This is a genomic window from Pseudomonas putida (assembly GCF_016406145.1).
GTDB lineage: Bacteria > Pseudomonadota > Gammaproteobacteria > Pseudomonadales > Pseudomonadaceae > Aquipseudomonas > Aquipseudomonas putida_E.
On sequence record NZ_CP066306.1, the window covers coordinates 3,448,363 to 3,460,380 of the forward strand.

General features: G+C 58.3%; 11 protein-coding genes. 9 read left to right on the forward strand and 2 right to left on the reverse strand.

All coding sequences use genetic code 11. The features are described 5' to 3' along the window. The first annotated feature begins 63 nt into the window (after window positions 1-63). From JET17_RS15785 to JET17_RS15795, 3 genes are read left to right on the forward strand one after another with little or no spacing between them, the layout of a single operon-like run. The gene (locus JET17_RS15785; protein WP_012314961.1) at window positions 64-1,245 is read left to right on the forward strand and encodes a fumarylacetoacetate hydrolase family protein; all 1,182 of its coding nucleotides are present in this window, start codon (window positions 64-66) and stop codon (window positions 1,243-1,245) included. A gap of 49 nt (window positions 1,246-1,294) precedes the next feature. Then, window positions 1,295-2,683 (forward strand): MFS transporter, encoded by a 1,389-nt coding sequence (locus JET17_RS15790; protein WP_012314962.1) that lies wholly within the window; start codon window positions 1,295-1,297, stop codon window positions 2,681-2,683. A 31-nt stretch (window positions 2,684-2,714) separates the two neighbouring features. Next, a complete protein-coding gene (locus tag JET17_RS15795) occupies window positions 2,715-4,502 on the forward strand; it encodes an IlvD/Edd family dehydratase (RefSeq protein ID WP_012314963.1) in 1,788 nt (595 codons plus the stop codon). 193 nt (window positions 4,503-4,695) lie between these two features. On the opposite strand, the gene JET17_RS15800 is transcribed toward JET17_RS15795, so the two are convergent. Next, window positions 4,696-5,166: a MarR family winged helix-turn-helix transcriptional regulator gene (locus tag JET17_RS15800; RefSeq protein ID WP_012314964.1), complete on the reverse strand. Its 471-nt coding sequence runs from the start codon at window positions 5,164-5,166 to the stop codon at window positions 4,696-4,698. A 286-nt stretch (window positions 5,167-5,452) separates the two neighbouring features. On the opposite strand from JET17_RS15800, the gene JET17_RS15805 reads away from it, so the two are divergent. The 4 genes from JET17_RS15805 to JET17_RS15820 all read left to right on the forward strand — a co-directional run bounded on the left by JET17_RS15805 (window position 5,453) and on the right by JET17_RS15820 (window position 10,469). After that, a complete protein-coding gene (locus JET17_RS15805; protein ID WP_012314965.1) occupies window positions 5,453-6,406 on the forward strand; it encodes a PDR/VanB family oxidoreductase in 954 nt (317 codons plus the stop codon). Window positions 6,407-6,442: 36 nt separating this feature from the next. Beyond that, the gene (locus JET17_RS15810; protein ID WP_012314966.1) at window positions 6,443-7,519 is read left to right on the forward strand and encodes an aromatic ring-hydroxylating dioxygenase subunit alpha; all 1,077 of its coding nucleotides are present in this window, start codon (window positions 6,443-6,445) and stop codon (window positions 7,517-7,519) included. 306 nt (window positions 7,520-7,825) lie between these two features. Continuing rightward, the gene (locus tag JET17_RS15815) at window positions 7,826-9,160 is read left to right on the forward strand and encodes an MFS transporter (protein WP_012314967.1); all 1,335 of its coding nucleotides are present in this window, start codon (window positions 7,826-7,828) and stop codon (window positions 9,158-9,160) included. Window positions 9,161-9,194: 34 nt separating this feature from the next. After that, the gene (locus JET17_RS15820) at window positions 9,195-10,469 is read left to right on the forward strand and encodes an OprD family porin (RefSeq protein ID WP_012314968.1); all 1,275 of its coding nucleotides are present in this window, start codon (window positions 9,195-9,197) and stop codon (window positions 10,467-10,469) included. A 129-nt stretch (window positions 10,470-10,598) separates the two neighbouring features. Here the strand turns inward: JET17_RS15820 and JET17_RS27830 are convergent, their stop codons facing one another. After that, on the reverse strand, window positions 10,599-10,766 hold the full coding sequence (locus tag JET17_RS27830; RefSeq protein ID WP_080516484.1) for a heme-binding protein: 168 nt from the start codon (window positions 10,764-10,766) through the stop codon (window positions 10,599-10,601). A gap of 394 nt (window positions 10,767-11,160) precedes the next feature. Here JET17_RS27830 and JET17_RS15830 point away from each other — a divergent pair, with 394 nt between their 5' ends. Next, a complete protein-coding gene (locus tag JET17_RS15830) occupies window positions 11,161-11,403 on the forward strand; it encodes a hypothetical protein (protein ID WP_012314969.1) in 243 nt (80 codons plus the stop codon). A gap of 144 nt (window positions 11,404-11,547) precedes the next feature. Beyond that, a complete protein-coding gene (locus JET17_RS15835; protein ID WP_012314949.1) occupies window positions 11,548-11,811 on the forward strand; it encodes a DUF3077 domain-containing protein in 264 nt (87 codons plus the stop codon). The last annotated feature ends 207 nt before the right edge of the window (window positions 11,812-12,018 follow it).

Below are 12,018 nucleotides of genomic sequence, written 5' to 3' on the forward strand. Positions count from 1 at the left end.
ATTGGAGTTTATCGCACGGTTTGCCCTAGCGTGCAGCTTTCAAATCCAAGAGACCTAGCTGCCATGCCGATAACGCTCACTTGCGCCAATACTCTTCCCGACGACGGCCTGGCCGGTACCCTTATCGGCCGCGCCTGGACACCCGGTGAACCCGGCGGCCCCTCGCCGATAGTTCTGCGTAGTGACGGCGTGTTCGACCTGTCCGAATGCTTCGCCACCCTTAGTCAGTTGCTCGAGCACGAAGATCCACTGCAGGCTGTACGCAGCACGCCAGGCCGATTTATGGGTAGCGTCGAGGCGCTGCTGAGCAACAGCGGTGCGGCCTTCGATGCCAGCAAGCCCTATCTGCTCGCGCCAGTCGACCTGCAGGTAATCAAAGCCGCAGGAGTGACATTCGCCGCCAGCATGATCGAGCGGGTCATTGAGGAGCAGGCAGGCGGCGACGCCAGCAAAGCCGAAGCAGTACGTGCCACAGTGCGCACAGTGATCGGTGACAACTTGCGTGCGGTGCGGCCCGGCTCTCCTCAGGCAATGGCGTTGAAAGCACTGCTGAAAGAAAAGGGCATGTGGTCCCAATACCTGGAGGTCGGGATCGGTCCGGATGCGGAAATATTCACTAAAGCCCCGGTGCTGGCAGCTGTCGGCAGCGGCAGCGCTATCGGCGTGCACCCACAATCGGCATGGAACAACCCCGAACCGGAGGTGGTACTGGCAGTCAACAGCCGCGGGCGGATTCATGGCGCGACCTTGGGCAACGACTTGAACCTGCGCGACTTCGAGGGCCGTAGCGCGCTGCTACTGAGCAAGGCCAAGGACAACAACGCCTCTTGCGCCGTCGGCCCGTTCATTCGCCTGTTCGACGAAACCTTCAACCTGGACACAGTGCGCCGCTGTGTGGTCGATCTGGAAGTCCAAGGCAGCGATGGCTACCGCCTGCTTGGCCACAGTTCGATGGACCAGATCAGCCGCGACCCCGAGGATCTGGTGCGCCAGACCCTCAACGAAAACCACCAGTACCCCGACGGCTTCATGCTGTTCCTCGGCACGCTGTTCGCTCCCACCGAGGACCGCGACCAGCCAGGCGCCGGCTTCACTCACAAACCCGGCGACCGAGTACGCATTGCCAGCACGTTCCTGGGCCACCTGCATAACCAAGTCACAACAAGCGACCAAGCCCACCCTTGGACCTTTGGCCTCGCCGCGATGATGCAAAACCTAGCCGCTCGAGGGCTCCTGAAGCCGTAAAACAAACGATTCCTGCCGGGCCCATAACAACAAAAAAGCGAGGCAAAAGATGCAAACCCAAGCCAAGGACACAGTGCCCGACCCGCGTCAGCTGCGACGGGCGATCTATACCGGCGCAATCGGCAGTGCCCTCGAGTACTACGATTTCGCCATTTATGGGCTAGCCTCGGCGCTGGTCTTCGGCCATATATTCTTTCCCTCCCTCGGTACGACTGGCGCCCTGCTCGCCAGTTTCGCCACCTACGGCGCAGGCTTCCTGGCGCGGCCGTTCGGCGGCCTTTTCTTTGGCTCGCTGGGTGACCGCAAAGGGCGCAAGCTGGTCTTGTTGCTGACCATTGCCCTGATGGGCACAGCGACCACCCTGATCGGCCTGCTACCGACCGGCGCCACTGGGGCCGTGCTGCTGGTACTGCTGCGCCTGCTGCAAGGTTTCGGTGCTGGTGCCGAACAGACCGGCGCGGCGACGCTGATGGCCGAGCTGGCTCCGCGTGAGCGGCGAGGGTTCTACGCCGCCCTGCCCTTCATCGGGGTGTTCAGCGGCCTGGCCCTTGCCACCATCACTTTCCAAGTGATGCAGACCTCGCTGACACAGGAGCAATTGCTCGACTGGGGCTGGCGGATACCCTTCCTGGCGAGCGTGGTGCTGATATTCATGGCCATATGGATCCGCCTCAAGCTCAAAGAAAGCCCGGTGTTCCAGCAGCTCAGCCAGAGCCAGCAGGTTATCGAATCGCCGATGCGCGCCGTGTTGCGTAATGCCCGTCGGCCACTGGCGGCTACTACTTTGATGCGCATGGCCGAAACTGGCTGCTCGACCCTCTATGCCACTGTTTCAATAGCCTTCCTGACCGGTTTCGCCAGCCGCCATCTCGGCCAGGATGGCGCCAACCTGGCCACCGTAGGGACCAATGCGGTGCTGGCCGCCAGTATCCTCAGCGTGTTCACCACCCCATTGTTCGGTGCGTTGTCCGATCGCTTCGGACGCCTGGCGGTGTACCGTGGCGGGGCGTTGTTCGGCGCGTTGTGGGCATTCCCCTCGTGGTGGATGATCGATAGCGGCGACTCGACACTGGTGTGCATCGCAGTAGTAGGTGGCTTCGCCTTGGCCGCCAATAGCATGCTTGGGGCCCAGTGCGCGCATTTCACCGAATTGTTCGGCAATCGCTACCGCTACTCCGGCGTGGCTCTGGCCCGAGAAATCGGCGCGATGCTATCCGGCGGCCTGGCGCCGATCCTGGGTATATTCCTGGTCGGTCTGGCCGGTGGTGCCTACTGGGTGCTGGCCCTCTACACCCTGGTTCTGACTGGGCTGACCTTGATCGGCACCTGGCTGTCGACCGAAACCCGTGGCCGCGACCTGACTGCACTGGACGACGCAGTGGCAAGCGGTGCTTCCCCCCTACACAGCCATGCAGGCGCGGGTGTACCGCAACGCTGACCGGTGGCCAACAAATACAAGAGAGAGCGATATGACCGATACCCCGAAACGCCCGCTGCGCAGTCAGCAATGGTTCGACGACCCGAGCCACGCCGACATGACCGCGCTGTACGTCGAGCGCTACATGAACTACGGCCTGACCCGCGATGAACTGCAATCGGGGCGGCCGATCATTGGCATCGCACAGACCGGAAGTGACCTGACGCCCTGCAACCGCCACCACCTGGAACTGGCCCAGCGGGTCAAGGCCGGCATCCGTGATGCTGGAGGCATTCCGATGGAATTCCCGGTGCACCCTATAGCCGAACAGAGCCGTCGGCCCACCGCCGCGCTCGACCGCAACCTGGCATACCTGGGGTTGGTGGAAATCCTTCATGGCTACCCGCTGGATGGCGTGGTGTTGACCACCGGCTGCGACAAGACTACGCCAGCCTGCTTGATGGCCGCCGCCACCACCGACCTGCCGGCCATTGTGCTGTCCGGCGGGCCAATGCTCGACGGCCATCACAAGGGCCAGCTGATCGGTTCGGGCACGGTGCTGTGGCACGCACGCAATCTGATGGCTGCCGGCGAAATCGACTACGAAGGCTTCATGGAAATGACTACCGCCGCTTCGCCGTCGGTTGGCCACTGCAACACAATGGGCACGGCGCTGTCGATGAACGCTCTGGCCGAAGCCCTTGGCATGTCGCTGCCCGGTTGCGCCAGTATCCCCGCGCCCTATCGGGAGCGCGGGCAGATGGCCTACGCCACCGGCAGGCGCATCTGCGAGTTGGTGATGCAAGACGTACGCCCCTCATCAATCATGACCCGAGAAGCATTCGAGAACGCCATCGCTGTAGCCTCGGCGCTAGGCGCCTCAAGCAATTGCCCACCACACTTGATCGCCATCGCTCGACACATGGGCATCGAGCTGTCGCTCGACGACTGGCAGCGCATTGGCGAAGACGTGCCGCTGCTGGTCAACTGCATGCCGGCGGGCAAGTACCTGGGCGAAGGTTTCCACCGTGCCGGTGGCGTACCGGCGGTGATGCACGAATTGCGCAAGGCAGGCCGCCTGCACGAAGCCTGCGCCACGGTCAGCGGCAAGACCATCGGCGAGGTGGTCAGCGACACGGTCACCAGCAACCGCGACGTGATTCTGCCGTTCGACGAGCCGCTCAAGCACAGCGCTGGGTTCATCGTTCTCAGTGGCAATTTCTTCGACAGCGCGATCATGAAGATATCGGTAGTCGGCGAAGCCTTCCGCAAGACCTATCTGTCAGAGCCCGGCAAGGAAAACAGCTTCGAGGCGCGGGCCATCGTGTTCGAGGGCCCCGAGGACTACCACGCGCGCATCGATGACCCAGCACTGGACATCGACGAGCGTTGCATCCTGGTGATCCGTGGCGCCGGCACCGTGGGTTACCCGGGTAGTGCAGAGGTGGTCAACATGGCGCCACCGGCGGCGCTGATCAGAAAGGGCATCGACTCGCTGCCGTGCCTGGGCGACGGTCGCCAGAGCGGCACCTCGGCCAGCCCGTCGATTCTCAACATGTCGCCGGAAGCGGCGGTCGGGGGCGGCCTGGCACTGCTTCAGACCAACGACTTGCTGCGCGTCGACCTCAACCAACGTCGCGTCGACCTGCTGGTAGACGACAAGGAAGTGGAGCGCCGTCGCGCAGCCTGGAAGCCGAACATCCCAATCTCTCAGACACCATGGCAAGAGCTCTACCGCCAATTGGTCGGGCAATTGTCCACCGGTGGCTGCCTGGAACCGGCCACCCTGTACATGCGTGTGATTGCCCGCGAAGGAGGGATGCCACGACATTCCCATTGAGCGGTCTCCAGGACTTGGAACTGCCCCCGTACCGGGTAACGGTGGCAGTTCCACGCTGCAGCAATTTCGAGTCTATGAAGGTTCCGTCCCAGGAAGTGGTGTAGCTCATCACGGCCGAGAGCTTGGCTTGTGGATTATCGCCAGTGAGCCAACCCCTTCTCAGCCACAGGACATGCCCACAAAGGCAATCGATTCACGGTTTCTCTGGATCGTACTCATTGACGTTGGCGACCTGGGCGTTCAGGCGACCGAGCAGGTCGATCAGCGTGTCCACTTCCGAAGGTGAAAGGCCACTGAGCAGACGGCGCTCTCTCTCAAGCGCAACCTTCAAGACCCGCTTGTACAACTGCGTACCGCTCTCTGTAAGCGACACGGTGTAGCGTCGTCCATCAGCAGGATCCGCCTCTGTGCGAACTCGCCCTGCCACCTCTAACGCGTGCAGCGCGCGGCTCACAGCACTTTTGTCCAGACCGATCACCTGGCAGATCCGATTGGCAGTGATCCCGCTTTCCACAGCCAGCATGGACAGCATCCTCCACTCCACAACACCAATCTCGAAGTGTTTGCGATAGCACTGGGAAGCGCCTGACGAGAGCTTGTTGGATAAAAAATTCAGCTGCGCTGGCACGTAGCGAGCGAGGTCCAGCTGGGGTTCCGAGGCCATTGAGCGCACACCTCCAATCGAGTTCTCGAAAAATTAGTTGACACCGCAACTAATTGATCCGAGGATTAACTCAACCAATAGCTGGGGCCAGCCCAGCATGATATGCCGTCAAAGCACCTCACAAAAATAATTATCAGGTAGTGCCATGAAAATCCGCGACCCACTCGCCTTCCGCGTGTCTAGCTGCAAACCTGAGCGGCCGCCGTTCGCTCCAGGCTGACCTCCTCCCAGTTGAATTAACCACCCGTATTCTTTTTGTAGCCACTTAACTGTGGGGGGATGAGTAATGCTTCAAGTAAACGTTAGCCGCAAGGCAAACGAAGCTGAAGGTGTTTGCAGCTTTGAATTGAGCCCCGTGAAGGGTGAAACCCTGCCACCTTTCGAGGCCGGTGCTCACATCGATGTCCATATCCCGGGTGGGCTCATTCGCCAGTATTCGCTGTGCAATGACCCCCGAGAGCGCAATCGTTATCTGATCAGTGTCCTCAAGGAACCCAACTCCCGTGGCGGATCAGAGGCAATGCATTCGATTGTCGGCGAAGGCCATGAACTGACCATCAGTGCGCCGCGCAACCTGTTCAAACTGGATCATGGCGCTGCACGTCATCTGCTTTTTGCAGGTGGTATCGGCATTACCCCGATCCTGGCCATGGCGTATGAACTTGCCCATCGCAAAGCTGACTTCGAGCTTCATTACTGCTTTCGCTCCTGCGACCGGGCAGCCTTCGTCAAGGCACTCGCTGACGCACCCTTCGCGGACCGCGTAGTGCTGCACGATGACAACGGTCCGCAACAGCAAAAACTGAATGCGGCAGCAATTCTCGACGCAGTCGATGAGGGTCGCCATCTCTACGTCTGCGGCCCCTCCGGCTTCATGAATCACATCCTTGATACAGGTGAGGCCGCCGGCTGGCCGCAAGAGCGGATGCACAGAGAGTTCTTCGCCGGACCAGTCATTGACCAAGGTGCCAATGCCCCCTTCCAAGTCGTGCTCGCCCGCAGCGGCAGATCATTCGATATTCCGGCAGACCGCACCGTGTTCGAGGTATTGGACGAAGCGGGAGTCGAAGTAGAAACGTCCTGTGAACAAGGCGTCTGTGGGACGTGCGTGACACGCGTACTGGAAGGTATCCCCGATCACAGGGATCAATTCATGACGGCCGATGAGCACGCCAGAAATGATTGTTTCACCCCGTGTTGCTCTCGTGCGAAGTCCCATCGGCTCGTACTTGATCTCTAGTGTCAGACAAAACCTAACTGTTTAATGGAGACTCCTATGACTGCCTCTTCTCTTCAGTCGTTGGCCCAGGACATCTTGCCTGCCAAACCCTCCACATTTCCGCTCAACCAATGGTATGTGGCTGCTTTGGGTTGGGAACTCAAGGATCGCCCCGTAGGCCGAACCTTGTTGAATAAATCAGTCGTCATGTTCCGCACCGCGGATGGCAAGGTAGCGGCCCTTGAGAACCGCTGCTGCCATCGGGCGTTGCCTCTCTCCGACGGCACACTTGAGGCGGGGGGACTTCGCTGTGGCTATCATGGCCTCTTGTTCAACGATGAAGGCAAATGCATCGAGATTCCTGGGCAAGACAAAATTCCGAGTAAAGCGAAGGTGGCAGCCTTCCACGTTGTGGAAAAAGATCAGATTGTCTGGATCTGGTTCGCAAGCCCCGAACATCCTGAGCCTACTACTGAACCACCCTCTTACGATATCCACAGCAGTGGAGACTATCTTTTTGACGGTGATGTGTATCACTACGATGCCCCGTATCAGCTCATTCACGACAACTTGATGGATCTGAGCCATTTGGGCTATGTGCACCTACGCACGATTGGCGGGAATGCCAGCATTCACATGAATGCGAAAATGACAGTAGAAAGTGACGACAATCATGTTCGTGTGGTTCGGCACATGCCCGGCTCTGTGCCGCCGCCGACGTACGTGGCCGCTTATCCGTTCAAAGACACTGTCGACCGATGGCAGGAAATTGAATTCCATGTCAGCCACTTGCGTATCTGGACAGGTGCCACTGATGCGGGGACCGAGTCGTTGGACAATCCACAACGTGGTGGCTTCCATATGCGCGGTTTCCACGGTGTGACCCCAGAAACCGAGACCACCAGCCACTACTTCTGGACAATCGCCACCAACCCGAAAAGCAATCACGAAGAGGTCAAGGCGAAGGTCGTCCAGCAAACAATGATGACGTTCGATGAAGACAAGGTCGTCATCGAGTCTCAATACAAGAACATGTGCCGGTTCGGTGAGCGGCCCATGATCGACATCCATGTCGATGCTGGCGCCAACAGAGCCCGTCGCATCATCGAAAAACTTTGCAACTCCGTTAGTTGAGTGCGCAGTGCATTTATATCGTGCGGGTATCTATGCACTTTTTTACACGCCGCAAACGCAATACCGCCCCACCTGGGGCGCTCTGAAACACCCAGCACCAGCGTGCAACTTGTTCAATGATAACTACAAGAGAGCGAGGCCTAGCTATGTCCGGAAATCGTGGTGTTGTGTATCTCGAGGCCAGTAAGGTTGAGGTACAAAAAAATGATTACTCCATGTCTCTCCTACTCACCGCCCAGCCAAAGCTGCAGAGCCTGTCCGCGCACCTGACGTACAGGCCTTTCATCAGTCAAGAGGCCTGCCGTCATGAGTAACTACGCCGGGCACCAGCTCGATGAGAAAAAGATGTCCGCCTTCCAATGGTGGGTCATCACGCTCTGCTTCGTAATCAACATGCTAGACGGCTTCGACGTTCTGGTGATGGCCTTCACAGCCTCCTCCGTCGCCGCTGACTGGGGGCTCAACGGACTGCGGCTTGGTTATCTGCTGAGCGCTGGCTTGGTCGGCATGGCAATTGGCTCACTGTTCATTGCCCCTTGGGCTGACCGCTTCGGTCGTCGGCCGCTGATTCTTGTCTGTGTAGGCGTGGCAGGGACTGGCATGGTCCTATCCTCGCAGGCCACCGGCCCACAGATGCTTGCAGCCTTCCGTTTCGTGACCGGCCTGGGAATCGGTGGCATCTTGGCCAGCAGCTATGTCATCGCTGGCGAATACGCCAACAAGCGCTGGCGGGGACTCGCAATCAGCCTGCAATCGACTGCCTACGCGCTTGGCGCCACCATTGGTGGGCTAATCGCAGCAAAAATGATTCCTGCGCTGGGATGGAGGTCCGTGTTTCTTTATGGTGGGTTCGTCACGCTCGCAACCCTTCCCGCGTTGTTTTTGTGGCTGCCAGAATCGCTCGCGTTTTTGATGTCGAGCAAGTCCGAAAGCGCAATCAAGCGGATCAACCACTTGCGCCTCAAGGTGAAACTCGCACCACTTACCGAAATACCTGAAACGAGCCAGGTTGAGCGCCCATCACTGCGAGCATCGTTCGCTCAGCTGTTCTCCCCCGCCCTCTTGCGCTCAACGTTGCTGATCTGGGCGTCATTCTTTCTGGTCATGTTCGGTTTCTACTTTGTAATGAGCTGGACCCCAAGATTGCTTGTCACTGCGGGGCTGTCCAATGAGCAAGGTATCACCGGGGGCGTGCTACTCAACGTGGGGGGTATATTCGGAACTGCGTTGGTAGGGCTATTGGCCGCACGTTTCCGGTTGTCCAAAGTATTGATGATCTACCTCCTTGCAAACGCCTTGCTGCTGGCCGTCTTTGTTAAATTTACAAATACGCTGAACCTGGCATTTGCGCTGGCCATCCTGATCGGCATTTTCGTGAATGGTTGTGTGGCGGGGCTCTACGCGCTGACACCCTCCATCTACGACGCTAGCCAGCGTGTGACTGGCTTGGGTTGGGGTATCGGCATTGGCCGCGCGGGAGCGATTGCCTCCCCTCTTGTAGCTGGACGGCTGATCGACGCGCAATGGACCCCTTCTGATTTGTACATGCTGTTCGCAATGACGTTCGTTCTCGCCGCTATAGCTGTCGCCCTGCTGAGAATAACTCCACCCAAAGCACTACACGCTGCCACAAGCCTCTGAAATACCAAAAAACCATAACAAGAAGGTAAATCCGATGCGACGTTTTGCCGATTGCTTGCCGCTGTTTGCGCTAGGCGTGCCATCGCTTTGCATGAGCACTGTTGTTTCAGCAGCTTTTTTTGAAGACAGTACGGTTGCCCTGACCACCCGGAATTACTATCTCGATCGAGATTACAAAGGGGACTCATCCGTTTCGGCAGTTCGTGAATGGGCTCAAGGCTTCATTATCAAAGCGAACTCTGGCTACACAGATGGCCCCGTTGGCTTGGGCCTGGATCTCACAGGGATGCTTGGGGTGAAACTTGATTCGTCACCTGAACGATCTGGCACCCAACTGCTGCCTATAGATCCACAGACGCGCAGAGCACAAGACGCGTACTCTGAACTCGGCGTTGCGGTGAAAGCTCGATTCTCACAAACGAATCTTTCAGTAGGCACGCAACTTCCCGCGCTTCCCGTGATTACTGCTAGCCCTGCACGCCTCCTGCCTCAAACTTTCAGGGGCTCGTCAATAACGAGCTCAGAGGTTGAGAACCTCACGTTACAGGCCGGGCGGATGGATCGAGTCAACCTTCGGGACTCGACAAACAACCAGCTCATCGCAATGGCTTCACCGAACGGACGGTTCAAGCCTGGCGTATTCTCTGATCGCTTCGACTACCTGGGTGGCGAATACCGCGTTTCAGAAAATTTCACAGCGCGTTATTACCACGCAAATCTTGAAAATATCTATGAGCAGGACTTCATTGGAGGTATTCATTCTATTGCAGTTGGGCGGGGGAAGTTGAAAACGGAGTTGCGAGTGTTCGACAGTCGGGAAAGCGGGCGTGCGGAGGCTGGCAAAGTAGACAACCTTAATGCTGGGCTGACGATGAGCTACCAAACGGGTGGGCATACGTTTGGAATGGGCTACATGTATCAAACCGGAGACACGGCCTTCGCCTATCTCGCTGGAGGCGAGCCTGTCGTTCTGAGTGATGGGACCATGAGCGCGGATTTCGTGAACCCCAAAGAACGCACAATGCTTCTGCGATACGATTACAACTTTGTGGCGATGGGTATTCCGGGGCTCACGGGCATGATCCGCTATCTAAGGGGAACGAACATTGATTTGCCCCATCTCGGAGGCAGCGACCTCACAGAGTCTTCGAAAGACCTGGAGCTTTCCTATGTCGTACAGTCTGGGCCAGCCAGAGATTTAGCGTTTCGCGTCCGGCATGCATTTTACCGAAACGATCTGAGCTCAGCGGCAACCTTCAGAGACGACAACGAAACGAGAGTCAATGTAGATTACACGGTGAAATTCTAAAAACACGGCATCACGTCTGACGAAATGGAGTACTTCGGCGTTCGCCAGCAGCCCACTACCATGGGCAGCTAGCGATAGCAGTCAGGGGTGACCGCTATCGATCTTTCGGTGATCCACTACAGCGTGACGTTAACGGCTCAACCGGCTGAGTTGCGCTGGGTGAGACACCACAACAGCTAGCGAGATCGGATCGTCGTGGGCCCCTACCGGGGTGCTCACGCCCACCGCACCGATCACCTTCCCGTCGACCACGATCGGCTGACCGCCTGCCAGGGTGGTGACGTCCAGCGCCAGCAGCGCCGGATGGCCGTCGTTTCAGTAACATCGATTCATCTCAAGACTGGTTGACATAGACCGATCAATACCCCGCATCTTGAGCGCTGGAAACACCAAGAAATCAGACTTTCCCTCTTCCTTGTAGTCCATTTCCCAAACATACTCTCGCCGCACTTTTTCCGTTGCGGTCGCTTGGGCTGCATTCTAGTCTCGGCGGGTCGCTGTTGTTCAGCGATCGGCTTTGACAGGCCGCGACGGTATTATGCATACGGCTTGCCTTCAATGGCGGCTGTACGTGCGGGCACGCTTGCGTGCGCCGGAACTTGCATAGTCCGCCGGTCTGTCAACCCATGTACAGCTGCCACCCTTCTGTTTGACAGCGGATAGGTGACCGCCTAATTGAAGGTACTATGCAATGCTCAAAATGGTCCCCGATCCACCCCACAACCACCACTCCCTCGAAGACACGATCATCCAGGCTGCGGAGTTCGCCCTGTGCGCGCAGAGCGTGGCGCAGCAGGCTGTTTCGCTACAGCCCAGAACGCCCGCCTCGGTTCTGATGATGGCCTCGATGCATGAGCTCGAGTCGCTACGCGTGCTGCTCGAATCAGCCCTGATCCAGCTGCAGATGCCGCCCGAGCCGCGCACTCTGCACTAGGCCGTTAAGCCTGTTTTGCCTGGGCGGGCGCTGTCGCCGGCAAGCCCATACGCACGGCGCGCTGCGTGAGACCGGTGCTGAGCTAAAGGCGGGTTGCCCGTCATGACGTTCGCCCAGGCCCTAAACCTTCAGGGAGAAAATGCAATGACCCCAGATGACACCAAAGTCACTGTCGGCAAGACCACGTTCTACCAGGGTGAAAACCAGACCCACCCACTGTTTCGCATCGAAGCGGGCATCCCTTGCCAGAATGCCCGCGAACAGGCTTCAGAGCTGATGGGCTATGTGCGGGACCTGACCATCGAAGGCTTGATGGACGATAAACCACAGCTGATCTGGGCTTCGCACTACCTGAGTGCGTTGGCCAAAGCACTGATGGATGATGCCGAGCTGGGCATGATGCACTAAGGGCTGAACTGCCCGACCATGGCGGACATCTGTAACCGGGGCCGCTTCGCGGCCCATCGCCGGCAAGCGCGGCTCCCACAGGTACAGAGCGTCGATAGCAGTCAGTCGCGACCGGCTGCTGTCGACCCATAGCTGCCCTTCAGGATGAGCATCTAACCGCCCAAAGCAAGTTCGGAGGCCTATAGTGGCTAGCGACGGCTTTTAAAA

Coding starts and splice junctions, on each gene's coding strand:
- JET17_RS15795 (WP_012314963.1), top strand. CDS start 2,715: ATGACCGATACCCCGAAACGCCCGCTGCGCAGTCAGCAATGGTTCGAC.
- JET17_RS15800 (WP_012314964.1), bottom strand. CDS start 5,166: ATGGCCTCGGAACCCCAGCTGGACCTCGCTCGCTACGTGCCAGCGCAG.
- JET17_RS15785 (WP_012314961.1), top strand. CDS start 64: ATGCCGATAACGCTCACTTGCGCCAATACTCTTCCCGACGACGGCCTG.
- JET17_RS15830 (WP_012314969.1), top strand. CDS start 11,161: ATGCTCAAAATGGTCCCCGATCCACCCCACAACCACCACTCCCTCGAA.
- JET17_RS15805 (WP_012314965.1), top strand. CDS start 5,453: ATGCTTCAAGTAAACGTTAGCCGCAAGGCAAACGAAGCTGAAGGTGTT.
- JET17_RS15810 (WP_012314966.1), top strand. CDS start 6,443: ATGACTGCCTCTTCTCTTCAGTCGTTGGCCCAGGACATCTTGCCTGCC.
- JET17_RS15820 (WP_012314968.1), top strand. CDS start 9,195: ATGCGACGTTTTGCCGATTGCTTGCCGCTGTTTGCGCTAGGCGTGCCA.
- JET17_RS15815 (WP_012314967.1), top strand. CDS start 7,826: ATGAGTAACTACGCCGGGCACCAGCTCGATGAGAAAAAGATGTCCGCC.
- JET17_RS15790 (WP_012314962.1), top strand. CDS start 1,295: ATGCAAACCCAAGCCAAGGACACAGTGCCCGACCCGCGTCAGCTGCGA.
- JET17_RS15835 (WP_012314949.1), top strand. CDS start 11,548: ATGACCCCAGATGACACCAAAGTCACTGTCGGCAAGACCACGTTCTAC.